Origin of the sequence: Parabacteroides sp. AF18-52 (assembly GCF_003479145.1) — a bacterium.
Lineage (GTDB): Bacteria > Bacteroidota > Bacteroidia > Bacteroidales > Tannerellaceae > Parabacteroides > Parabacteroides faecis.
Window position 1 is genome coordinate 223,610 of record NZ_QUGR01000009.1, and the last position, 25,769, is coordinate 249,378.

14 protein-coding genes are annotated in these 25,769 nt (G+C 40.7%); 8 read left to right on the forward strand and 6 right to left on the reverse strand.

What is annotated here, in order from left to right; translation table 11 throughout:
• Positions 1-54: 54 nt before the first annotated feature.
• From DWX23_RS16095 to DWX23_RS16110, 4 genes are all read right to left on the reverse strand, one after another.
• Complete coding sequence (locus DWX23_RS16095; RefSeq protein WP_122375216.1) at positions 55-1,548, reverse strand: RagB/SusD family nutrient uptake outer membrane protein; 1,494 nt, start codon at positions 1,546-1,548, stop codon at positions 55-57.
• Between the two features lie 23 nt (positions 1,549-1,571).
• Positions 1,572-5,060 carry a TonB-dependent receptor gene (locus tag DWX23_RS16100; protein ID WP_122375217.1) on the reverse strand — a complete coding sequence of 1,163 codons (3,489 nt, stop codon included), beginning with the start codon at positions 5,058-5,060 and terminating at the stop codon, positions 1,572-1,574.
• A 151-nt stretch (positions 5,061-5,211) separates the two neighbouring features.
• On the reverse strand, positions 5,212-6,198 hold the full coding sequence (locus DWX23_RS16105) for a FecR family protein (RefSeq protein WP_122375218.1): 987 nt from the start codon (positions 6,196-6,198) through the stop codon (positions 5,212-5,214).
• Between the two features lie 225 nt (positions 6,199-6,423).
• The gene (locus DWX23_RS16110; protein WP_158607087.1) at positions 6,424-8,340 is read right to left on the reverse strand and encodes a glycoside hydrolase family 36 protein; all 1,917 of its coding nucleotides are present in this window, start codon (positions 8,338-8,340) and stop codon (positions 6,424-6,426) included.
• Between the two features lie 213 nt (positions 8,341-8,553).
• Here DWX23_RS16110 and DWX23_RS16115 point away from each other — a divergent pair, with 213 nt between their 5' ends.
• Both DWX23_RS16115 and DWX23_RS16130 read left to right on the forward strand, forming a co-directional pair.
• Positions 8,554-8,985 carry a GNAT family N-acetyltransferase gene (locus DWX23_RS16115; protein ID WP_122375220.1) on the forward strand — a complete coding sequence of 144 codons (432 nt, stop codon included), beginning with the start codon at positions 8,554-8,556 and terminating at the stop codon, positions 8,983-8,985.
• An 850-nt stretch (positions 8,986-9,835) separates the two neighbouring features.
• Positions 9,836-11,803 carry a TlpA disulfide reductase family protein gene (locus DWX23_RS16130; protein WP_122375223.1) on the forward strand — a complete coding sequence of 656 codons (1,968 nt, stop codon included), beginning with the start codon at positions 9,836-9,838 and terminating at the stop codon, positions 11,801-11,803.
• Between the two features lie 95 nt (positions 11,804-11,898).
• On the opposite strand, the gene DWX23_RS16135 is transcribed toward DWX23_RS16130, so the two are convergent.
• Positions 11,899-15,045, reverse strand: a complete 3,147-nt coding sequence (locus DWX23_RS16135) for a hypothetical protein (protein ID WP_122375224.1) — start codon at positions 15,043-15,045, stop codon at positions 11,899-11,901.
• A 135-nt stretch (positions 15,046-15,180) separates the two neighbouring features.
• Here DWX23_RS16135 and ribF point away from each other — a divergent pair, with 135 nt between their 5' ends.
• The 4 genes from ribF (at position 15,181) to DWX23_RS16155 (ending at position 20,196) form a co-directional block, all read left to right on the forward strand.
• Positions 15,181-16,107 (forward strand): riboflavin biosynthesis protein RibF, encoded by a 927-nt coding sequence (ribF, locus tag DWX23_RS16140; protein ID WP_122375225.1) that lies wholly within the window; start codon positions 15,181-15,183, stop codon positions 16,105-16,107.
• A 97-nt stretch (positions 16,108-16,204) separates the two neighbouring features.
• A complete protein-coding gene (locus DWX23_RS16145) occupies positions 16,205-17,257 on the forward strand; it encodes a M20 family metallo-hydrolase (RefSeq protein WP_122375226.1) in 1,053 nt (350 codons plus the stop codon).
• 6 nt (positions 17,258-17,263) lie between these two features.
• Positions 17,264-18,601, forward strand: a complete 1,338-nt coding sequence (locus tag DWX23_RS16150) for a lipopolysaccharide biosynthesis protein (protein ID WP_122375227.1) — start codon at positions 17,264-17,266, stop codon at positions 18,599-18,601.
• Entirely contained in the window at positions 18,586-20,196 is a 1,611-nt protein-coding gene (locus DWX23_RS16155; RefSeq protein ID WP_122375228.1) for an asparagine synthase C-terminal domain-containing protein, read from the forward strand. Before DWX23_RS16150 ends, DWX23_RS16155 begins: the two co-directional genes overlap by 16 nt.
• 16 nt (positions 20,197-20,212) lie before the next feature.
• Here the strand turns inward: DWX23_RS16155 and DWX23_RS16160 are convergent, their stop codons facing one another.
• Positions 20,213-21,880 carry a nucleoside kinase gene (locus DWX23_RS16160; RefSeq protein ID WP_122375229.1) on the reverse strand — a complete coding sequence of 556 codons (1,668 nt, stop codon included), beginning with the start codon at positions 21,878-21,880 and terminating at the stop codon, positions 20,213-20,215.
• Positions 21,881-21,963: 83 nt separating this feature from the next.
• On the opposite strand from DWX23_RS16160, the gene DWX23_RS16165 reads away from it, so the two are divergent.
• On the forward strand, positions 21,964-23,655 hold the full coding sequence (locus DWX23_RS16165; protein WP_122375230.1) for a Na/Pi cotransporter family protein: 1,692 nt from the start codon (positions 21,964-21,966) through the stop codon (positions 23,653-23,655).
• 51 nt (positions 23,656-23,706) lie between these two features.
• A complete protein-coding gene (locus DWX23_RS16170; protein ID WP_122375231.1) occupies positions 23,707-25,512 on the forward strand; it encodes a Na/Pi cotransporter family protein in 1,806 nt (601 codons plus the stop codon).
• Positions 25,513-25,769 lie beyond the last annotated feature (257 nt).

Here is a 25,769-nt window from a genome sequence, read left to right on the forward strand (position 1 = left end):
CTCCGACTTGTCAGACAGCCCCCTATAAATTATTCAGTTACTAAAACCTTCCTGTTAATAGCCCGGATTCTGAATAACTGTCCCTCTACTTTCGTTTATTACAGACTGCGGTAAAGGCATCAGGTTCATATAGTCCTGTGCAGTAACAGAACCTTTGTATCTGCGGGCATATTCAATATATCTCCCGTAACGAACCAAGTCTGTACGGCGGGCACCTTCAAACCAAAGCTCATGACCACGCTCCAGCAAAACCTTATCCAGAAAATCGTCGACGCCTTTAATATCAGAAAAGTTATATGTAGAAATACCAGCACGTGAACGCACCATATTCAATAAATCGACAGCTTCCTGCGTTACGGCATTGCCATTGCGGACAATTGCTTCAGATAATAAAGTAATGACATCAGCATAACGATAAATGATCCAGTCGATCTGGCTTTCTTCACCCGTAGCTGCCGGATCCTCTCCGTACTTAATCGGCATGGCACCTGTTTGCAAAACCGTCCCGGGATTTTCTTTATTGTAAAGTTTCCCGTCTGTTCCTACAAATTCACCAACCAGCACTTCTAAACGCTTGTCATTCTTATCGAACGTCTCATAGAAATCCCACAGCACACGGTAACCACCCCATTTCTGGATGCTCTCGTTCTTTGTCGGATACTGGCTGGAAAGAACATGCGCCACCCAAAGTTGCTTATTCACACTACTACTACAAATGGCAGCCCAAATCGTTTCCGCATTCCCTTCATTTTCCAATGTAAAGATATCTTTGTAATTCTTCACCAACTCATATCCGTATTCCGGTTTCATCAGTTCACGTCCGCATTCAACAGCCTTTGTCCAGTTTTTTTCCTGCATATACAATTTCATGAGTACCGTATAAGCCAAGCCCTTTGTAAAGCGTCCGTAATTACTGTCCGAAGATTTATAGCTGGCCGGTAATACGGCAATCGCAGCATTCAGGTCATTTTCAATAAAAGCAACCATTTCTTCACGGGAAACACGCGGAATAATCTCTTCACCCAACGGATTACTCAATTGTTCCAAAGTCGGGATCTGGATCGGTCCATAAAAATCATACAGAAGATAAGCTAACCATCCCCGTCCGCAAAGAATTTCGGCCTCCAACCGCTTTTTAGTTTCTTCCTTCATATCGATACCGGAAATACGGTCCAGAGTCAACGTCATTTTACCTATATAACCAATATAGTCTTTGTACGGCGACGTCGGACATTGAGAAGAAGGGGTGAAATTCACTTCCAACAAATCAGGATAATAAGAGTCATTCCACTGACAATAACCGATATCGGTAGTCAGTTCAGCCGTCACATGTATGCCTCCGGATCCGGCAGAATAAAGACCACTGTACCAGTTAGAACGAAACGGAGCATAAGCCGCGGCCGTTACCAACGCATTCGCATCGGCTTCATTCACCGGAAAGATATTCGGATTAATCACATCATACATTTCTGATTCCAGATTTGTACAAGAAGGTAGGAAAGCAGTGGTAGCTAACAATACCGATACTATATATAATAACTTTTTCATATTATACTCGATTTAGACTTTAATTAAAATGTTATATCCAATCCCAGACTGAAACTTCTAACGTTCGGATAAGCCCATACGGAGTTGTCTGTTTCCAGGTCAAGCCCTTTATACGGAGTGATCGTGAACGGATTGTTGATATCTGCATACACACGTATATTAGATAAAATTTTCTTCGACTGCTTCATCGGAATCGTATATCCTAAAGTGATGTTACGGCAACGGATAAACCAACTCTTTTCCAGATAATAGTCACCGATCTTACCCGTGCTTGTGCCTGCTTCAGAAATAGGACTCTTATCCTGGAAATATCCCGGACGGGTTGCTGTCGTATTATCATGAGCCCAAACATCCTTTGCTGAAACCGGCATATTATATCCACGGTACATATTTACGATACCAGTCATACCATCGGCACCTGTCAGCCACAAATCATTGTAAGAACCTATATTCCATAAGGCAAACTGTCCGTAGAAATAAACATTCAGGTCAAAGTTTTTGTAACGGAACGAATTATTGAACCCCAATAAATAGCCAGGGTCTTTGCTACCATAGATAACCATATCGGCTTCATCGATCTTGCCGTCCGGTTTACCACTCTTTACAGGAATACCGTGTTTATCCACTTTCATTGTTCCGTCCTCGTTATACACATAACCATCGAGGTCTTTGATCTTTACTTGTCCGGGAACAGCACCTTTCATCCACTCTACAGTTTCGCCTTCCTGAATCAACCCGTCAGACATATACCCATGAAAATAACGAAGCGGAGCATTGTACTGTGAATAGGCAGCCGGTTTCCATGACGCATCGCGGGTTTTCCATTTATCGCGATATAAAGAGAATGTAAGATCCGAACTCCAACTGAAGTCTTTTGTATCAATATTTTTAGTATTAATAGTCAATTCAAAACCCTGGCTCTGCGTTTCACCGATATTAGCGGCTATTTTACTGACCTCATTGTAAGATAACAGAGTGCGTTCACTCAGCAAGTCTGAGATCACTTTATGATAATATTCGGCGGTTACGTTTAATCGGTTATTAAAAAATCCCAAATCCAAGCCAAGGTTCCATTCGGTCGTTGTTTCCCATTTCAAATCAGGGTTACCCATCTGGTCCAGGTAAACACCTACAGATTCCGTATCCCCAAACTCATTATTGTTACCGGTTTTATAATAAGAGATCGCCTTGTTACCGATATTCGAGTTACCGGTCTGCCCGAAGCTCAGACGCAACTTACCGTTAGACAATACATTCGTCAATGGACGCATAAATTCTTCTTCTGTAAATCTCCAACCGACCGCCACAGACGGGAAATATCCCCAACGGTTATTTTTAGCAAAGTTGGAAGCTCCATCGGCACGTAATGTTGCTGTTAATAAATAACGATCTCTGAAAGAGTAATTCACACGTCCAAAGAATGATGCCATTTCATCTTTCGAAGCAGAAGAACCCACACTTGGTTTCGGGTAAGCGCCTGCCCCCAGGTTATTATATAAGAATCCATCAATCAGGAACTGGCTGTTACCCGCCGATAAAGACTCATCCGTAAAACGTTGGAAAGAATATCCGGCCAAGGCATTCAGGTTATGTTCACCAAACTGTTTTGCATAATTGGCTGTCAGTTCCAACAGATAATCGGATTTATCATATTGCGCGATATTAGCCTGTCCGTCGGTCTTAGCCCCGTAAAGCGTTGTTTTAGGCAGATATACTTTGCGTTTCTGGTAATTACGATCGATCCCTAAATTAGCCTTTAAAGTTAATTCCTTGATCGGTTTCACCTCCACAAAAGAGGTAGCCAATAATCTCTCTTTCGTTGTTTTATCAGTTATTTCCAATAAAGAGACAGGATTAGGCAAAAAGGATGCTTCGTCATTCAGGATATATTCACCATTCTCATCCCTAACTGCTAAAACCGGATTGAACTGAGCGGCAGCAACCATAATACTGGCATTTTCATACTGTCCGGCACCTAAAGGCACATTATTGGTCTGGTTTCTTGACAAAGTCAGGTTTACACCTACTTTTACATATTTGCTGACAACCTGTTCCAAATTCATACGACCTGTAAAACGCTCCATATCATTATTCTTCACCACACCATTTTGTTTGAAGAAGTTGCCGGAAACCAGATACTTCGTCATATCGGTACCCCCGTTAATCGAGACATTATGTTGAGTCTGGAAACCTGTACGGGTGATTTCATCAAACCAGTTTGTATTATTGGCCGGATTAGCAATCTGGGAATCTGTATAACGAGGAACATAAACAGACGATGCATCAGATGCACTTTTCCCTCCGTAAATACCAATACTATTATCTTTCATCCATTGCTCGTATTGATAACGGTTAGACTCAGTCATAAAATCTTTTGAATTCAACATATCATAAGACTTAGCAAGGGTTTGAACACTGGCTGTTCCAGAATACGTTACCGTAGGAGCACCGGTTTTCCCCTTTTTCGTCGTTATTATGATCACACCGTTGCCGGCACGTGAACCGTAAATAGCTGTGGAACTTGCATCTTTTAAAACCTCGATAGATTCGATATCGTTCGGATTAATAGATGCCAGGATATTATCCGTTGTCCCACTCGAATATTTACCAGTACTAATTTTGTCTTCATTCGGCGTACTTATAGGAAAACCGTCTATAATAATCAAGGGATCATTACTGGCATTAACAGAAGCGGCACCACGGATACGGAAAGTGGATCCGCCACCTGGCTGCGCACTGATCGCACTAACCTGTAATCCAGCCGCTTTACCAGCCAAAGCATGACTAATGGTAGAAACAGTTCCAACCGGCGTATCGTCCATTTTAACAGAAGCGACAGCACCTGTCAGGTCTTTCTTTTTCATCGTACCATAGCCAACTACCACTACTTCCTCCAATGCCTGCGTATCTTCTTTCAACAATGCATCAATCGTCCCCCGTCCTCTTACAGCTATATCCTGCGGTATATAACCGATAAACGAAATCTGCAAGACAGCATCATCCGGCACCTCTATGGAATAATAGCCATTCATATCGGTAGTCGTACCATTCGTCGTACCTTTTTGGATAATATTTGCCCCTGTTATAGGACCAAAGGCATCGCTTACCATACCTGTAACCTTACGCCCCTGCTGCGTTACGGCACCAACAGGAGATGAGGATTTGGTCGTTAAAACGACATGACGGTCTTTAATCACATATTTCAGACCGGTTTTAGCAACAATAGCATCCAGTACATCCTGAATATTAGCATTTTGCTTGACAATAGAGATCTTTTCATTTTTATTGATCTCTTCCAGATTATAGAAAAACAGAAATTCCGATTGTTTTTCTATTTGTTTCAATACATTTTCCAATGTTTCATTTTCAGCGGAAACATTCAGTTTCGCTGTTTGTGCATAAGTAGCAGCTACCACCTGTGATAAACAGACGATCAGCATTAACATGGTTAATTTCATAATTTTTATAGTTCTTTTCAGATTTACGGAAACAACTATACGTTGATTATTCATACTTTTGATTGTTTGAAGATTAAACACTAATTCCAGCCCATGGAAGTTTAATTGGATTACATTTCCGGAAGGGAGGATCCTGCAAGATTTTCCCTTCTTTTTTCGTTTTTTACTCACTCATATTTATCACAATTTAAAGATTAACAATTAGTTATATTTCCAAAATAGTTACATGACGATCATCTATTATATATTTGATCGGAATAGATAGATTGACAATTTCCATGATATCCTTTATACTTTGTCCGCGATAGAAAGTCCCGGTAAATGTCTTTTTGTAGAGATCTTCCGACAATACAGTGAACTTTACTCCATAAACATGGCTCAACCTGTCAAGGATGACTTCCAGACTTTGTCCGGGGAAGTAGTAATATCCCGAAGTCCAGGATACAAACTGCCGGGCATCGACCTTTTGCAAAGAACTTACTTTCGTATTACGGTTATAAGTAAACTGTTCATTAGGATGTAATGTAATTTTTTCTGACAAATGAGCAGAAGTCAACCGGACAGAACCTTCCAATAATGTTGTTATTACTAATGAATCCATAGAATAAGCCATTACATTAAACTTTGTACCCAAAGCTTCTATATCCTGTTCCCGGGTTTTTACAATAAAAGGTTTATTTTTTTGTTTGGCAACATCAAAAAAGGCTTCTCCTTCCAAGTAAACAATTCGTTTTTTTTCACCAAAATCCTTCGCATAATGGAAAGTAGTTGTTGAACCGAGACTGACACGAGTTCCATCCGGAAGTTCGACAATATCTGCTTCCAAACCGTCACCTCCGATATAACGTGTATTCAATCCTTTTTCTTCTCCATCTTTCAGAATAGTTAAAAAGAATACAGTACTAAACATGACAGCAAATAATACTATTGCCGCATAGCTAGCCCATTTATACAAGAAATTAAAATAATATGGTTTCTTTCCTGTTTTTTTCTTAAATAAACGCTCCCAACTTCCATCAATATTGTCTACATTTTTAGGAGATTTATTTGCATCATACAACATTTTAATATCGAAAAAAAATTCTTTATTCGAATCGCTTTCATTGACCCACTCATAAAATTCATTTATTTCATCTTTATTAGAGTGTCCTTCCAAATAATCAATGATTAATTTTATATATTTATTTTCCATGTATTTCTATTAGTGATTTTTTCTTACAAATTCAACTCCTATAAATATATAACGAATGACAGATAAAAAGTACTCACAACAAAATCATATTTTTTTGTACTAAAATCGTGATCCATTATAAATCAAAGTAAGAAGAATGAAAAAAAAAATAAGGGGTAGATTTTATACAAAAAACCTACCCCTTATTACAAAATATAACTCAGATCAAATAAATCAAAACCAGAGCTAATATACTTCTATAAGATAGCTTCCTTTAAAGGAAATATTAATTACCGGATCAGAACCATCAACCTGGTATTTTTTCAAAGAATCATCGGTATATTCACAAACTGTATACTTTTTATTTTCGAGACCTTTTAAAACAATCTCTCCATCCCAATTATCCGCATAAAAAGCATAATACATCTTCCCTTCTTTTTCTATTACATGCGTTTCAGGCTTATCGTAACCCAAGTCATATAAATTCAGATATTCACCCTTTGACAGCATCTTATCGTTATAAATACCAACCCACTTTTTAAACCAGGCTTCTTTTTCCGGAGTTAGCAAATAAGAGATCTTTACCTCCGGATTATCTCTAGGATAAGTAAATTTAGAGCCAACTACCGCTCCGACTCCAATCTGGGTAGGAAAATCGTTTCCGTTATCACTCAACTCCACATGGTCTGCATAATATGCTATTTTATCAAAGATAGCCCGGTAGACTTTTCCTTTCAGCCTGATCTGCCAACTGGATAACGGATCGGAAGAAACTGCCTGATTCATATACGGCATATTGAAAAAGTTCATGGCAGTGCCACAAGGGCAGTTTTGCACAACGGCATTTGGATTGATTTTCCGTGCCGTTTCAAAAATACCTTTGTAAAAAGCGGGCAACTGTTCGATGGCTTGTTCCGGATAATCTAATCCGCTTCGGGGGTTATAATCGGGAGGACAACAATTGAGATGCTGTCCGTCCAGCTTTAGTCCGTCGAATCCCCAGTCCCCAATAAACTTTTCAACCAAATCGTTCGTATATTTCTCGGTATACGGATTTACAGGCGATAGATAAAAGCAATTCCACCAGGTTATCATACACGGAAGCCTCTCCTTCGTCAGCAATTTCATTTTGGAACTTTCCTTCAACAATTGAGAGTTAGGATCTGCGGCTAAAGGCGCCCACCATAATTTCGCTTTCAATCCATGTCGATGAATTAAATCTACCAGAGCTTTCATATCTTTATCGCCTCCCGGAAAACGCTTATTCATATCCCAATCGCCAATTGCAACCTGAAAACCATCATCTACATCCACCCATTTAAAACCTAATTCTTTCACTTTGGGCAACGTGGCTTTTATTTCATCCATCGTAAAATTACGTTCATATCCCCAGGCACACCAAACTGCATCGAAAGCATCTTCCTCAGGAGCAGCAAACTCCATGCCCTTAGATTGCATATATTTGGAGAACTGACGCAAAGGATTATAAAAATCGCCGGTATGCACACTTACAAATGTATTATAAGTCGATATTGTATCATTCCTTTTAAAATCAATGGGAGAGCTATATTCATATAAAACTTTGGTATTGGCTTTATTCTCATATTTCTGCCTGCTCACCGGAAAACTGACTAAGCGTAATACATCGTCAGTAACGCCTATAGCAAATCCACCGTCTTTCCGCCACAGATCGCAGACAGGTATTCCACCGCCATAATCGGAATTATTCATTCCCATATAATTTTTTTTATAAAACCCGGGGGTAACAGGTAAAACCCAGTCGCCTCTGGAACTTGTCGAACTACATTGCAACGACCATACCGGCTCAGAGTCTTCCTCACGATCCATATACAAATCATGATTCACCCAGGCTGTAACAACAGGTTCCTTTTCTCCCTTATTTACATACTTAATAGTAAACAGCAACATTCCCGGAAAAGAGTCAGGAGCCATTATATTTACGATCTTTTCAATCTCAATTCCATTTTTCTGATAAATTCCGGTCAGCTCATAAATAGTTTTGTCGACTTGTTTCGACTTTCTCATGTCTTTCAAAGTAAAATCGTTTGCAACACCTTCTCTCATTACAAGATAATCAGATGCAACAAAATCGCTATAAAAAGGTAATACATCATCTCCAATCATAGAGATATTCGTATGCATTCGTCCGTCTATTTTCAAAGATATATTACCATTAATAATTTCTTTTTTTTCATTACAAGACGTCAAAAAAAACAATACATACAGGATAGAATACAGATAGTTTATTCGCATAATTCGGGTATATAAAAATAATTTTTTAATAAAATAATCGTCAAATATATATATCTTTTTCTATATTTGCTATCATATTTATTACAATATAAATTATAAAAAATGGAAATAAAAATCATTAAACAAATCACAGACGAAGTAATTGAAGGATTACAGAATATTCTTCCTCAACTGTCTCCATCATCGGTATTTATTTTAGATAAAAAGCATCTGGAAAATGTAATTAAATCAGATTCTATAACTCTATTTATTGCCGAAGATGAAAATAAAGTTTTAGGCACTTTAACGCTTGCAATATATCCAACACCTCTTACCAGAAAGGCATGGATTGAGGATGTTGTAACCGATAATGATGCCAGAGGAAAAGGAATCGGAAAACTATTAATTGAGGCGGCGATGGAACATGCAAAAAAATTAGGAATTGAGAAAGTTGACTTAACATCAAGCAATGATAGGATTGCTGCCCACGGACTATATAAAAAGACCGGATTTGAAAAAAGAGATACTTCTGTTTTCAGAAGGTATATCAAGTAGCTACTGACACTATAGTTTTCATAGAAAAACTATTTTCGGATAGAGAGTAAACCGAACAAAAGAAAAAACAGATATGTCAAAATGATATTTCAAGTGCTTTTTTACGGTAAGGTATGGAGCTTGACCAAACACAGTCATATTTTAGAGGATTCTCCGGAAGTTCAGATATATCGTATTGCAATAAAGGAGAAGATAAAACAGACTTTAAGACAGGATAATTCAAACAACAGCTCTCATTTATTCTTAAATTTTAATCCTCAGAAGATTAATGCAAGGCTCTTTTTGAATGATCTCACCTACCTTCCAGAGTAAAAAAGAGGCCGAAAAACATAAGATTGGGGTAAAAAATCATACGGCTAAGCTCCATTTAAATATTATTTAACACATTTTTCTATTAAAACAAATCCCCAGTTCATTTAAAAGGAAATTTTTTTCGTTTAAAACGAGATGAATTTTCTTTTAAACAAACTGAAAAATCAGAGAAGAAAGGCTTATGTGTTAAATATTGTAATCAAATATCATCTAAAACAGTTAATTCAAAACACGCATACAATAGTATCACAAGCTATTTTTAAACTATTTGATAGCATAATGCAGTATTTAATAGCTATTTGTTATTTCACAAAAACTGATCAATAAAAAAACTCCACATTTCACATCTCCGGCATACGTCAGTAAATACAAAGGATAGCATAAGCAAGGAGTTAAAATAGTCATAAAAGCTTGACACAAATGATAAAATAGAATAAAATAGAAAACAAGAACCTATCTACAGTATCAGCTTATTAAATTAAATTTTATCTTTAATCCATATAAATCAACCAACGATTAACACTAAAAACACTCCTATATGAAAAAGCAAGCTACCATTTTATTCCTACTGCTGGGAATCACCTACACTACATTCGCCCAGCGTATCATAAAAAATCCGGAATATGAATTCAAGAGTACCGGTATCAATACGATTACCCAAATAGAGCGAAACAAAGAAAACACACGGATACAAATACACAGTGAATTCATACCCCATTGGTGGATTACTTTCGACAGTACCTCTTACATCAAAGATCCAGATTCCGGAAAGAAATATTTTCCTATCGGAATTGAAGGTACTACATTCGGTAAACAAACGTTCATGCCCGACTCCGGCGATTCGATATTTACCTTGATCTTTCCACCTCTCGATAAAAAAATGAAGAAATTCGATTATATGGAATCAGATACAGGGGAAGGCTCTATTTTTGGAGTCTCATTGGAAAAAAAGAAAAAACAAAAAAACAAACAGACAGAAGAAGGAATATACGGAACATGGAAAGATATGGAAAACCATTTGGCTACAGAAGCCGATCCGTCAGTTAATTATGGGAGCAATTTCTTCCGGAAAGACACAGCTCACCTACGCGGTTTTCTGAAAGGGTATGATAGTCGCGCCGGATTCAATACGGGTATAATCTATATTAATAATGTTATGACCCGCGAAGATTATCCGACTGTTGTACAAATTCATCCTGACGGACGCTTCGAAGCAGACTTTCCGTTAAATCATCCATGGGAAGGTTATATATTCTTTAAAAAGACAACAGTTCCGTTTTATATCGAACCAGGAGAAACCTTATTTATTTCTTTAGACTGGAAAGATTTCCTGATGGCAGATCGATACCGTAACCGCCGATATGACCTCAAAAATATCGCCTACAAAGGAATTTCCGCAGGGATCAATACAGAACTTTACAAGATTAAAATAAATACTTTCTGTTATGATAACTTTGAAAACCAGATCAAGACACTTTCTCCTATGGATTTCAAGCAGCTACAATTGGAAACCCTTCAAGAAGCCAATAACGCACTGGAATCTGAATTGAAAGAAAAAAATGTATCAATCAAAGGACAGCTATTACTGAAAAATAAATTACTTCTATCGTTCTACGAAGCTTTACTAGATTATACCATGCTACGGACTCATTTCTCGGCTCAGGATTCTACTAACGAGATCTTGAAGCAGCCGGTTCCGAATGATTACTATGATTTCCTAACGAGGATAAATAGTAATGACAGAAACTTAATCATCCCGAATACATTCAGCAGTTTCATAAACCGTTATGAATTTATGGGACCTATTACCAGAAGTATGCCATTCGATCCCGAAGAGAGATTCGAAGTACTTAGTAAAGAATGGATACGTAAAGATTCTATTTTACGAAATGATCTGCAAATCACTCCCGGTTTATTGTTCGATATAGCCAAGGTTCGTTCATTGGATTACGCCCTGAGTTCGATCACACCTAAAGAAGGAACTTTACTGGTCGGACAGCTAACCAGCAGCATCGCTGAACCTTTCCTGAAAGAAGAAGCAATGCGTATGTATGCAAAAAAATTCCCGGAGGGAGAAAAACAGGCCTATAAACTTCCGGAAGGAAAAGCGACGGATATTTTCCGCAAAATGGTCAATCCGCACAAAGGGAAGTTTGTCTTAGTTGATTTTTGGGCTACAACCTGCGGCCCTTGCATTTATAGCATTAAAGAGATGCAGCCGCTAAGAGATAAATACAAAGGCAGTCCGGATCTTGCTTTCGTATATATTACGGACACAGGTGGTTCTCCGGAAAACTCTTACAATAAATTCATTTCGGAAAATGATATGGGGGATAACTTGTTCCGCTTGTCTGAAGATGAATATAACTACTTGCGCCAGCTATTCAGATTCAACGGCATACCCCGTTATGTCATGTTGAACCGGGACGGGGATGTAATCGACGATGATTTTCCGGGATACAGTGCAGAAACCGAATTACAGAAACTATTGCCGGATAACAAATAAATCAGCTCAATAAAAGCACTAAAAAAAGAGGATGTTGCAAAAGCATTAAAAATAAAGCTTTACAACATCCTCTTAAAATATACTCCGATTAAAATTTATTCAACAGTTATTATATGGACGGAAGGTTCATCCAGCGTAACTGTTTTCGTTTCTCCCGTCTCCGTATTAAAACAACGTATCATATCTTTCTCCGTATTCTGCACTGTTACCTGCCAGCCATTATCAACCTTTGCAATACGTAAGATATCCGTCGTATTGCTACCGGGAGAAACTGCCAAACCATCGGCACAATGAATCGTTTCGATATGATAACGTCTCACATCGACAGGGAATTTCCTGCCATTCCAAACGAATGTAGCCTGATGTTGCTGCTCATCACTTTGCCAGTCGGTGTTCAACAGATAAATAGTACGGCGATCCTTATTATCCCAGACAGTAAAACCAACAGACGGAGCTGATTCGATCCAACCTTTTGAGAGTTCTTCACCGACTGTTTCTGTTGCTAACTCACGCATTGTCGCCTCGTACTGGCTTCGTAAAGAGGCTTCTGCCGGATATGCCGTCTGCGGGAAATAGATAATCTTTCCACTGCCAAACGAAATAACAGTCTTTCCACTCAATGACTTATAACTATCACCTAACATTTCACGGATAACCGCATCATTTACCGGAAACTTCACAGGCTGGTCCGGTTGAAGTTCGGCATTCAGGTGAGCAGCAGTCAGAACCAACGTTCCGCCGTTAAATACATAGTTGCGGATACGGAGGAAATCGCCTTCCTCAAAACTATTCCAGCCCAGGAAAACCATCGCCTTGTATTTATTCATCACATCCTGCGGAGCTTCGACAGGTAAGATATCCACTGTACCATAAGGGGTAGAAGTAAACCAACCTTTCGGACCGCAGCCGTCGACAATATTATCCGGATAGAAAACATTCAGCAAATCGAAACTTTCCGTCGCCTTGTTAAATTCCCATTTATCTCCCTTCTGTGACCAGAGACTGCCGCGGCCAAATGATTTCCAGGCATCATTTCTTCCCTGAATAACGGCAATGTTACTTTTCAGTTCACCGCGCCGGGTATGTGTTTCTATAAAGTCAAGTACACAGTGCTGGGCATACAAATGTTCTTTGCCGGACTGGGAATAGCGGTCGTTTGCATATTCGTCCAGCCACAATGCCTCTTCGGTGTTCATGTGGGAAGAACCGTGCATGTAAGCTACTGCCAGTGACATATATAAACGCAGGGAGTGTTTCGGATCGGTGAAAGGACCTGATCCCCATTGCATGGCATGCAACGTACCATAATTCTGTTTACTGTAGGCACGTGAGGCACCACGCAGGGAAGAGAGGATAATTTCTTCCGGGCCATACATCTGCTCGGCTCCCAGCCAGTTATAACCTGCCTGATATAAATAACGGAACATAGTGGACGGACCGGTATGACGACTGCTCTCTCCTTTTGAATAACGGAAGTTCTCAACCAATTTACGGGCACCGTCAGCCATATCCTTCACCCCATACGGGTCATAATGAATAAATACGCCGTGATCGGTATAGATAGGACGATGTTTGGCAAAGATACCTCCATAAGGGCGGTTACGGGCAGCCATATCGGAGAAGACTCCCTGATACAGGAAATGTTGCCAGTAATAATAACCACCGTCATTTTCATGTGCCTGTTTTCCGCGAAACATAGGAGATGCCAGTGTCTCCAGATCCGGATTGATACGTTTTCCAGCCAATGTACGGCCTTCTACCTGCCAGGCATAAGGGATCTGCAGCTTGTTCAGCAAACCGGTATAATGACGAATAACTTCCGGACGGGCAACACGGAAACCACTCCACTGGTAAGACGGACGGAACTGATACCAGTTTCCAATGCGTTTGGAAATATACCATTTGAAAAAATAATCATAAGGCGTATATTCCTTATCTATATAAATCTCATCGCCCGAAGAAATATATACCCCATCCGGTTCTTTTTCTATTATCTGACGAATCATCACTTCCGCTTTCCGGCTTCCGTCATCAAAAGTCATCGGGACCGCAGAAGCATAGTCTCCGGCACGAAATTCCACAACATGCAAACCGGTCTCTTTCAGTTCTATCTCCTGGAACGACGGGATTACGAAAGACGGAACCTGTACTTTTAAACGTACATCCGGTTTGTTGGTTTCCAGCAAAACGCCGAAAGCCGCCCCTGCCGTTACATAATCAGGAACTGAAACGACCTCAAAGTCGCGGGCACTCTCCTCGATAAGTTCCAGAGAACGGAGTTCGTACGAATAAGCAGCACGGTTGTCTTCTTTCAATAGAGTCAGTTTCAGATCCCCTTTTCCCTGTACGGATTCAGGCAAAAGGATATAAAAGTCCGCTATATCGGAAGACCGATCGAAGATGTTTCCTTCATAAACAGTTGTACCGTTGAAATCCAGCTTCCAACGCGGCCAACTCCGGGTGGACAGGTTACACCCCGTCCAGTAATTATAATCATCTGTTTTATCGGCAAACTTCGCAAAAGGAATAGAGCAGACCTGTTTCTTATTCTGCATCAGCCGGGGAGCTTCCACCCAGCATTCGCCACTGAAATGAGTTCCTCCGATACGTAAAAAGGCACATGCTACATTGTCGGGAAGGACAAACTTCTGCACTACATTTTGGTATTTACCGGAACCTTCGGGCACAGGGAAATAAAGCAATGAATCCGGGCGATCGTAAATATCGTCTTTATAACGTCCCGGTTTTTTGTAAAATAATTCTATTTCCACTCCGAAGTCTCCACCGGGTGATACGGACAGATCTTGACGTTTTACGACCGGCAATGTGACCGTCAGTTCACCGGGTTTCAGTAAATCACCCGATATGCGGTAATAGGCATGCCGTTCGAAATTATTATCTTCTCCCTTAAAATACAGGGAATATTTGTCTTTCTTTACATGGACGGAGTCCAGATTGTCATCGATATAAAATTCCGATCGCCTGAACATTTCTTCTCCCCTTTTCTCAAAAGGAGCCGGCATTTTCACACCTCCGATTACACGAAGGAATTTCCGGACAGGATAGGCTTGCTTTTCGAACGAAACAGTTTCGGATACACTGTTGCCGGGAGCTAGTAAATGTACTTTTCCGTTGCCGGAAGGAGTGAATATCACCGTTCTTTTCTCCGTTTGCACGTCATCAGCAAACACGGAAGCTACGGCTAACAATTGACAGATCAGAAGATAAAAGATTTTTTTCATAACTAATATTCAGAGATGTCTGTTAATAAATCAGGCCAAATGTACAACTAATTTGCATGTTACGGATAACAAAGAGTGATTATACCTCGTTGTTTTTATGTACTTTTGCCATTCCATTGAATGAATAGAAAGAAAATGATCGTTATCAGAGATACGGATTTATTAAAAGGGAAAAGACTGGTCGCCACTATCGGCTTCTTCGATGGGGTCCATCTGGGACACCGGTTCCTGATCAATGAACTGAAAGGAATTGCAAAGGCTAAAAACCAGCCTTCGGCAGTCATAACCTTTCCGGAACATCCTCGTGCCGTATTACATTCGGACTATCAACCGAAATTACTGAATTCATTTGAGGAAAAACTGGAGCAACTGGCGACTACAGGAGTCGATTACTGTATCGTTCTCGATTTCACCATAGAGTTATCCCGCCTGACGGCACAGGAATTTATCACTTCCATACTGGCAGAGAAACTGCATACAGACACATTGCTGATCGGTTACGATCATCGTTTCGGACGCGATCGCAAAGATGGTTTCGAGCAATATGTCGTTTACGGGGCTGCCTATGGGATGGAAGTAATAAAAGCCTCTCCTTATGACGAAGGCCGTACAGCAGTCAGTTCGTCGGAGATCAGAAAGTTGCTGACCGACTGTCATGTGGAAGAAGCTGCCCGGCTACTGACTTATCCCTACCAACTGCGGGGAACAATCGTTAATGGGTATAAGGTCGGGCGTAAACTTGGATTTCCGACAGCCAATATACAGGTGGATGAACCTTTTAAAATCGTTCCGGGAATCGGGGTATATGCTGTCTGGGTATACCTGAAAGGTAAAAGATACAAAGGTATGCTTTATATCGGCGATCGTCCTACGCTCGATAACGGCGATAATATCACACTGGAAGTAAACATCCTGGACTTCTCGGGAGATATCTATAATAATGAAATAACTGTTGCGTTTATATATTATGTACGAGGAGATGTCAAATTCAATTCGCTGGACGAACTGATAGAGCAACTCGGACGCGACAGGGATACGGTGGACAAGATATTAATTAGTTAACAGTTGACAAGTGACAGTTGACAGTTACGAGCAAGCATCAGATGCTGCAGGTAGCTTCAACTGTCACTTGTCAACCGTCAACTGTCAACTATAAAAAATGTACTACGAAGCAATAGATACTTTAAAAGGGATGATCAGTCGCCCTTCTTTCAGCCGGGATGAAACGGCTGTAGCCGATTTCCTGCAACAAACCTGGCAGGCCGCCGGACATTCGGTTCATCGTAAAGGGAATAATCTATGGATCGTTTCTCCGGGATTCGACCTGAAGAAACCGACCTTATTACTGAACTCACATATCGATACCGTAAAACCGGCTTCCGGCTGGACAAAAGATCCTTTCAATCCGGAAGAGAGCGAGGATGAAAAACTTTACGGTCTCGGAAGTAATGATGCCGGAGCTAGTGTAGTATCTTTGTATACAGCTTTTACCTTGTTAACCGGCAAGGAGCAAATGTATAACCTGATATTCCTGGCTTCCTGCGAAGAAGAAGTTTCCGGTAAAAACGGTCTGGAAAGCGTTCTGCCCGAATTGCCTCCGGTCTCTTTTGCCATTGTCGGCGAACCAACCGGAATGCAACCGGCTGTAGCCGAAAAAGGATTGATGGTTCTCGACTGCGTTTCGACCGGCAAGGCAGGGCATGCCGCCCGGAACGAAGGGATCAACGCAATCACGCTGGCGATTAAGGACATCGAATGGTTCAACAACTATCAGTTTCCGCAAAAAAGCGATTTCCTCGGACCGGTAAAGATGAGCGTTACGATCATTCATGCAGGTACACAGCATAATGTCGTACCCGATCGCTGTGAATTTACAGTCGATATACGCACCAATGAATTTTACCCTAACGAGAAGCTGTTTGAATTGATCAAAGAGCAAGTCGGTTGTGAAATAAAAGCACGCAGTTTCCGCCTGAACTCAACACGGACAGAGCTGAATCACCCATTTGTACAGCGGGCAATCCTGATGGGTAAAGAGCCATTCGGTTCGCCTACACTCAGTGACCAGGCGCTTATGTCGTTCCCATCCGTCAAGATAGGTCCGGGCAATTCCGCCCGCTCGCATGCGGCAGACGAATACATCGGGTTGATGGAAATAAGGGAGGCTATCGATACCTATGTGCGGTTACTGGACGGACTAATTATCGTATAATAAATTATGATAGACAGGATACGAATAACCTTGGATAAATTACAGCAGTCAAACATTACCAGACATGTTGTAACCTTAGGATTAGGCTCATTCGTTTCACAACTAATACCGATTGTAGCCTCTCTAATACTGTCCCGCATATATTCCCCTAAAGCATATGGTGACTGGGGAATATTCGTTAGTTACACAGGTATATTGATAGTTTTAGTATCTGGAAAATATGAGTTGGCAATTCTCCGCCCTTCCAGAAAAGTCGGTGCATTAAACTTGGTGGTTTTATCCACTTTGCTGGCTTTTACCGGAAGCTTCTGTTTTTTTCTTCTTCTGTATTTACTCTGTTTTTTAATGCCTGAGATTATTATTCCAGGTTTGAATTATTTACCTCTTTATGTATTTATGACCTGTCTTATCCAAATATATAATGGATATGCCAACAGGACTGAGCAATATGATGCCATAGCGCGCTCATCTATATCGCGTAGTCTTTCACAGGCCGGAAGCAGGATAATACTGGGAGGACTCCGTTATGAAAGTGGCTTGATCATAGGTGCTTTACTGGGAACCATAGCCGGAATATGGTCATTTGTGAAGAAAATACATATCATCCGGGATATACGACGAAGTTTCTCTTTCCGATACATGTGCAAATTAGCCCATGTATACAGATATTTTCCTTTTTTCCAAATGCCGAGCGCTTTGTTGAATTCACTGTCGACAAATTTACCATTGATTCTCATGGCATTCTATTTCAATAAAGATCAGATAGGCTGTTTCTCCATGGCTATCACTTTATTATATCTACCGGTCACTCTGATCAGTAATTCTTTAGGACAAATATTCTATAAGAAAGCATCTGATTGGCCACCGGAAGACACTGCAAAACTGGCACACAAGTTTTTAAAACTAACATTTCCTATCGGACTAGCAATGTCTCTGTTCCTTATCTGGGGAGGAGAACATCTGCTGGGATTCCTTTTAGGCAATCTGTGGAGTACCACCGGCTTATATGCAGCTTACCTATCTCCATGGATCTGGTTAATCCTTTGTTTTTCTCCTCTAGGAATGATTTTTGACGCATTAGATAAACAAAAAACAGAGATGATACTAAATATCTGTTTATTTGTTTCCAGAATCGTGGTAATCATTGCAGGCGGAAGTTTGCTGGCTGCGCATCAGACCATTCTCTTATATGGTGTGATTGGAACTATATTATGGAGCCTTGAAGGATACATTATTTACCGATTGATCGGTATCCGGATTACCACCAGAGAAAAGAGATTCGCTTTCATATTTATCAGTATTGTCTTATTGAGCTGGAGTATAAAAATATGGTACACATTCTAATTGAAAATAATCGGATCCATTCCTGGAGTACACACTCTCAGGAAAAAATGATAGGGTATGTAAAAGGGCATGCTTTCTATCAGAAAGAACTACTGCAAGGGGAGCTATTGTTTCAAACAGTACAGAAAGCCTGGAATGAAATGTATCTGGAGCAACTATTATTCGATCTGAACGGACAATTCTGTATTATTCTTCAACAAGAGAAACAGACCATTCTCATTACAGACAAGATACGCAGCTATCCTTTGTTCTATCTGGTAACAGGAGATGATTATATCGTAACCGATACGGGGGATACAGCCTATACATCCTTATCCGACCGTGAATGGGATAAGACTGCTGTTTTAAGTTATCTTTCAGCAGGATACATGAATGCTGGCTCCACCCTTTTCAGCAACTGTAAAATAACACCGGCATCCACTTATATCGTTATCGATAAAGAAATAGCCATTAAATACTACTATACTCCCATATCATTAAAACAGTTAACACAACCGGATATTATATTCAAACGAAGTAAACAAGCATTGGAATCGGCTTTCTGCCGAATGCTGGAGAGTATCGGAAATGCAACAATCATCCTCCCTCTTAGCGGTGGCTACGACTCCCGGCTGCTTGCATGCCTGTGCAAGCAATTTAATGTACCAAACGTAATATGCTATACCTATGGAATCAAAGGAAGTCCTGAAATCAACGTCTCCCAAATGGTAGCCCAACAACTGGGATACCCCTGGTATTATGTTGAATATACAAAAGAGAAATGGGAACGGCTATTAAAATCAAATATCTTCGAAGAATATATGCGTTATGCCGGAAATCTAAATACGATCCCTCACTTACAGGATTTTCTTGCCATTCAAGAACTCAAAGAAAAACAAATCATTCCGGAAAAAGCAGTTGTCATTCCCGGACATTCAGGAGATCTAATCGGAGGAAGCCATTTGCCACAGCATATCCAAAGGAAAAATCTCGCATCTAGTTTATACGATAAATACTTCACTCTTAATATTTTAAAGCCCAGAGAAAAAAAAGATCTGATCAACAATTTGCAACTCTATATAGAAAAGACATATCCGACAGGTAGCGAACAGGATTATTATCAAGCCTTCCATCTTTGGGGGATACAATTCAGGCAAATAAATTTTATAATTAATTCCGTACGTCTGTATGAATTTCAGGGATTAGACTGGAGAGTTCCCTTATGGGATGATGCTTTCGAGCAAGTGTGGGATGCCATTCCTTACAAACTACGTGTAGGTTCAACTCTTTACAATAAATTCCTTTTTGATACATACTTTATGCCCTTTGGTGTAAGTTTCCATAAAAAGAAAGAGAACAATATTCCCTCCCCTTTCATTCAATTCATTCGAAATATAATCTCTAATGAAGATCGTTATTATATCAAACGACTTTTAAGCCAAGTGCACTTATATTCTTTTCCCAAAGATATAAATGCACTGGATATTGTAGGTGAACTCTTAATGAAAGAGAAAAATCTGCAGAAGCTACCATGTATCCGGACAACAAAGCCCAACAGTATGTGTATGAAAGCACTATACTATTTGTCACTTTATCCCGAAAGTTTCCCCCAATAAAAATGTCGACTTTTTCTCAATAACGGAAACTTCCGCCTCCCAGGAACTCACGCAAAAGTGAAGTTCCGGGCAGGCCGACATCCGGAATATAATTGAAGTAACGCAGGAAGCGCAACAAACGATAAGCTTCCGCATTCTCTTCGTCGTCTTCACGTACTTCTGCTAAAATCGGCTCGGCAAACTTACGCAAAGCAGCCAGCTCATAAAGCATAGCACTGTTGAACATCGCATCCGCATTTTCCTGGTAAGGGAAAATCCATTTATCTTCTCCCCGACGCACACTCGGCCAGCGGGCAATCGTATCCTTCGCTGAATAACCACGGAAACGGTAATCGCGGATAATGCGCCGTAGCAAACGATTATCGGTCGTCGGTATCCAGTTATGATTGTCCAGAGAAATAGAAGTCAGCACAGAGACGTACACCCGATACTTATATTTATCGTCTATCATGGAAGTAAGTTCCGGATTCAGTGCATGAATACCCTCTATCACCAACACGGAATTCTCACGCATTTTCAGTTTCTTACCTTTATAGACCCGCATACCTGTTTCAAAATTGAAGCTAGGCACTTCAATCTCTTCTCCCGACAACAGTTTTTTCATTTCACTGTTGAAATAAGGTAGATCAAGTGCATAAAGCGATTCAAAATCATAATCACCGGTCTCATCCTTCGGCGTATCTTCCCGATTCAGGAAATAATCGTCGAGCGAGATACTGACAGGGTGGATCAGATTTGTTATCAACTGTACTTCCAGACGTTTACAGAAAGTCGTTTTTCCGGAAGAAGACGGTCCCGATATCAACACGATACGAACCCCGTCCTGATACCGACCGGCAATCTCTTCTGCTATTTTAGCGACCTGTTTCTCCTGCATCGCTTCGGATACCATGATCACTTCAGACGTATGTCCGTTTTCGAGAGCACGGTTCAGATCACCCACATTATTCAGATCCAGTGTCCGCTGTAGAGTCAGATGCTGCTTGTAAGCCTCGAACATCTTATCCTGTTTGATCGCCGGTTCCAGTTCCAGCGGATTGCTTCTTTTCGGTATCTGGAGCAACACCCCGTCAAAATAAGGAACGATATCGAACAACTGGATATAACCTGTAGAAGGAGTCAGGCAACCATAAAAGAAATTGATATAGCCATCCAACTCGTAGTAAGAAGTATACGGCATACCGGCAGTTTCAATCAGGCGTGCCTTATCATTCATCCCGCGTTCACGAAAAAGGACGGTAGCATCCACTGTCCGTACCGTTTTATGCAGGAAAGGCAGATCGGCATCGATAATTTCACGCATACGCTTCTTTATCTTGTCGATCGTTTCTATATCGATCTTCTTTCCGTTATGGATCACGCAGTAGTAACCCTTCGAGATCGGATGTTCTAAATTTAATGTAGCGGAAGGCAACACGTCATTCACCGCTTTCGAAAAAATATGACACAACGAACGGACATACGTACGAAGCCCGGAAAGTTGTGTATAGTCCACGAACTCAACATCTTTCGGATGCCAGCAGCGAAAATTCAAGCTTTCCACTTTATTGTTCACTTTTGCATTCATCGGACGGAAACGCAAGGGCGCACCGATCATCGTATAAATATCTAATAAAGAAGAACCAATAGGGACCTCTTTATAGGTATTGTTATTTTTGCAATAAATTGTGATTGTTTCAGACATATTATATCAGTTATTATTTGTAGTTTTGCTGCCTAAAGTTAGGAATATTAATCGGATATACTTCCAGGTATAACTATTTTTTGATGGATAATACAATTTTTACCGTACTGAAACTGCTTGGTTCACTTGCCCTGTTAATGTACGGAATGAAAGTGATGAGCGAAGGTCTTCAGAAGCTTACAGGGGACCGACTACGTAATATCCTAGGCGCCATGACTACGAATCGGTTCACCGGGTTGCTCACAGGAGCATTCGTTACAGCCGCCGTACAGTCATCCACCGCTACCACTGTTATGACCGTAAGTTTTGTCAATGCCGGTCTTCTGACTTTAACACAGGCCATCTCCGTTATCATGGGAGCCAATATAGGAACGACTATCACCGCCTGGATTATGTCGATCTTTGGTTTCCAGTTTAATATGACCAATGTCATCTATCCTCTGTTTGCATTATCCCTCCCTTTAATATTTTCTAAGAAAAGCGGACGCAAATCATTCGGCGAATTCATTTTTGGATTTGCTTTTATGTTTTTGGGACTGACCACTTTAAGGGAAAATGCCATGCATATGGACCTGGAACATAATCAGGCAATCATTTCATTCATAACCACCTGCAAGGAATGGGGTATGTTTTCCGTTTTACTGTTCCTGCTGGTCGGAAGCATTATCACAATGGCAGTCCAGTCATCTGCGGCAGTCATGGCCATTACATTAATATTATGTTCGAGCGGAGTTCTCGACCTGTATCTGGGTATCGCACTGGTGATGGGAGAAAATATCGGAACAACGGTAACCTCCAACATTGCGGCACTGACCGGTAACGCACAGGCACGCAGGGCTGCATTTGCCCACTTCATATTCAACTTCTTCGGAATCATCTGGGTACTCTGTATTTTCCATCCGTTCATCGATATGGTAAAAGATATTGTCAATTACATAGCTCCCAATACGCCGAAAGAAATAGCGATCACTTACACATTGTCCGCTTTCCATACCGCGTTTAACATATGCAATGTACTGATATTAATATGGTTTATAAAACCGATCGAGCGGTTGGTTTGTTTTGTCATCAAATCAAAACCGGAGGACGAAGAGTATCGCCTGCATTATATCACCGGAGGTTTGCTTTCAACAGCCGAATTGTCTATTCTACAGGCGAATAAGGAGATATCCCTTTTTGCCGAACGGACAACACGCATGTTCAACATGGTAAAAGATGCGTTTTATGAAAAGGACGAAGAGGCCTTCATGAAAACGTATAACCGGATAGAGAAATACGAGAACATCAGCGACCATATGGAGATAGAGATAGCCAACTATCTCACGCTAGTTGCCGAAGGACGCCTTAGTTCGGAAAGTAAAGAAGAGATCCGTATCATGCTCCGTGCCGTATCGGAAATAGAAAGTATCGCCGACTCCTGTAACAACCTGGCGCGCACCATTAAACACCGGAACGAGGGAAAGTCTGTCTTTACCGACAAACAGAACCACAGTATCGACCGGATTTTCGAAATGGTGACAAAGGCATTGCAACAGATGAATTCCATATTGAAAAAGCCGGAATTGACACACGATGACATCAATCCGTCTTACAATATCGAGAACGAAATAAATAATTATCGCAACTTGCTGAAACAACATAATGTAGAAGATATCAATAATAAGGAATACCAGTATCAGGATGGTGTATATTATATGGATATCGTCAGTGAAGCTGAAAAGTTAGGGGATTATGTACTAAATGTTGTCCAGGCCGTTATAGAGAAAAAAATATAATTATGCATACATTCATTTTAATCGGATATTTATCCACTTAAATTTACATAAATGGACTATTCTTTTTTTGATTTTCTTACGCTTGTAGGAGCATTAGGTATGTTCCTATACGGAATGAAAGTGATGAGTGAAGGTTTACAGAAAGTCGCGGGAGACAAACTTCGAGGCATTCTCTCAGTAATGACGACAAACCGCTTCACCGGAGTATTAACCGGGATTCTGATAACTGCACTCATCCAATCTTCAAGTGCCACAACAGTGATGGTTGTCAGTTTCGTTAATGCAGGACTTCTGACACTTACCCAATCCATCAGCGTCATCATGGGAGCCAACGTCGGTACGACGGTCACAGCATGGATCATCTCCCTCTTCGGATTTAAAGTCGACATCAGTGTTTTCTCTCTGCCCATCATCGCTTTATGCATCCCGCTGATATTTTCCGGCAAAAGTAAACGAAAATCCTGGGGTGAGTTTTTAATGGGTTTTGCTTTCCTGTTCATGGGACTGTCTTATCTGAAATCTTCTGTCCCTGACCTGCAGAGTAATCCCCAAATCCTCTCTTTCCTTCAAGATTATACCTCATTGGGATATCCGTCCCTTCTCATATTCCTCCTTTTAGGAACTATTCTTACGGTTATTGTTCAATCATCCAGTGCGACTGTTGCCATCACATTGATCATGTGTACACAGGGATGGATTCCTTTCGAAATGGCTGCAGCCATGGTATTGGGAGAAAATATAGGAACAACCATTACGGCTAATATCGCTGCCATTTCGGCCAATGTATCCGCCCGCCGCGCAGCTATTGCACACCTGATGTTTAACGTATTCGGTGTATGCTGGGTTATGATATTGTTTTATCCATTCACTAGCATGATCTCATGGATCGTTACGAACTACGGCCCCGGCGACCCGAACGAAATGACTCAGTTCCTGAGTACCCTCGATCCGAAAACGATCTCCCTGATCACTTCCAGCGCGCAGATCACTGATCCGCATCTGTTGGCATTGCAGAAGCAATTAATGACATTACAGGTTTCCGTTTCATACGGTTTATCTTTGTTCCACACCGTATTTAATATAGCAAACGTATGCATCATGATCTGGTTCGTTAAATTCTACGTATATGTTTGTTCCGCCCTTATCAAGCCGAAGAATGTCAGCGACGAGGAAGAATTCCAGTTAAAATATATTCCGTCAGGAATGCTCTCGACTTCCGAGTTGTCATTGATGCAGGCTAAAAAAGAAATTGCCGTATTCGGCGAACGCACACAACGTATGTTCGGTATGGTCAAAGACCTGTTCTATGAAAAGAACGAGGATAACTTCCTGAAAATATTCAGCCGGATTGAAAAATACGAGAACATCAGCGACCGCATGGAAATCGAGATTGCCAATTACCTGACATTCGTTGCCGAAGGCCGCCTGAGTTCGGAAGGTAAAGAAGAGATCCGTATCATGCTTCGTACCGTTACGGAAATAGAAAGTATTGCCGACTCTTGTAACAATCTGGCACGCGGCATCAAGCGTCGCAACGAAGGCAAATCCGAATTTACCGACGAACAGAACCATAACATCGATCAGATGTTTGCCCTGCTGGAAAAGGCTCTGACACGGATGAATGAAATCCTTCACATGCCGGAAGTCGTACACGACGATATCAACCAATCTTACAACATTGAAAACGAGATCAATAATTATCGTAATCAGTTGAAGATTCATAACATGGAAGATGTCAATAACAAGAAATACCAGTATCAGGACGGTGTTTATTATATGGACCTTGTCGGTGAATCCGAAAAACTGGGCGATTATATATTAAATGTAGTGCAGGCTGTTATCGAAAAGAAAATATAAGTACATACAGACATTCCCAGAGAAGCCCTTTCCATATCCGGAAAGGGCTTTTTTATTCCGGAGAAACCTGGTGAAGCAATGGTAAAAGTATATAAGCCGGATTTTGTTTCATCCTAGTGAAACAGTTGTTTCTACATAATGGAACAAGTGTTTCACTAGGATGAAACAATCGTAAATAAGCAATAACTATCAACCTAGCTGTAGTTTAACGATTTTAGTTGACTACTTTCTGCCTAATCAATAAAAAGGGTTGACTC

Bases quoted from the DNA above. Each gene is read 5' to 3' on its own strand.
- DWX23_RS16115 (WP_122375220.1), top strand. From the start codon at position 8,554: ATGGAAATAAAAATCATTAAACAAATCACAGACGAAGTAATTGAAGGA.
- DWX23_RS16135 (WP_122375224.1), bottom strand. From the start codon at position 15,045: ATGAAAAAAATCTTTTATCTTCTGATCTGTCAATTGTTAGCCGTAGCT.
- DWX23_RS16130 (WP_122375223.1), top strand. From the start codon at position 9,836: ATGAAAAAGCAAGCTACCATTTTATTCCTACTGCTGGGAATCACCTAC.
- DWX23_RS16165 (WP_122375230.1), top strand. From the start codon at position 21,964: ATGGATAATACAATTTTTACCGTACTGAAACTGCTTGGTTCACTTGCC.
- DWX23_RS16105 (WP_122375218.1), bottom strand. From the start codon at position 6,198: ATGGAAAATAAATATATAAAATTAATCATTGATTATTTGGAAGGACAC.
- DWX23_RS16155 (WP_122375228.1), top strand. From the start codon at position 18,586: ATGGTACACATTCTAATTGAAAATAATCGGATCCATTCCTGGAGTACA.
- DWX23_RS16150 (WP_122375227.1), top strand. From the start codon at position 17,264: ATGATAGACAGGATACGAATAACCTTGGATAAATTACAGCAGTCAAAC.
- DWX23_RS16170 (WP_122375231.1), top strand. From the start codon at position 23,707: ATGGACTATTCTTTTTTTGATTTTCTTACGCTTGTAGGAGCATTAGGT.
- DWX23_RS16110 (WP_158607087.1), bottom strand. From the start codon at position 8,340: ATGCATACGAATATCTCTATGATTGGAGATGATGTATTACCTTTTTAT.
- DWX23_RS16145 (WP_122375226.1), top strand. From the start codon at position 16,205: ATGTACTACGAAGCAATAGATACTTTAAAAGGGATGATCAGTCGCCCT.
- DWX23_RS16095 (WP_122375216.1), bottom strand. From the start codon at position 1,548: ATGAAAAAGTTATTATATATAGTATCGGTATTGTTAGCTACCACTGCT.
- DWX23_RS16160 (WP_122375229.1), bottom strand. From the start codon at position 21,880: ATGTCTGAAACAATCACAATTTATTGCAAAAATAACAATACCTATAAA.
- DWX23_RS16100 (WP_122375217.1), bottom strand. From the start codon at position 5,060: ATGAATAATCAACGTATAGTTGTTTCCGTAAATCTGAAAAGAACTATA.
- ribF (WP_122375225.1), top strand. From the start codon at position 15,181: ATGATCGTTATCAGAGATACGGATTTATTAAAAGGGAAAAGACTGGTC.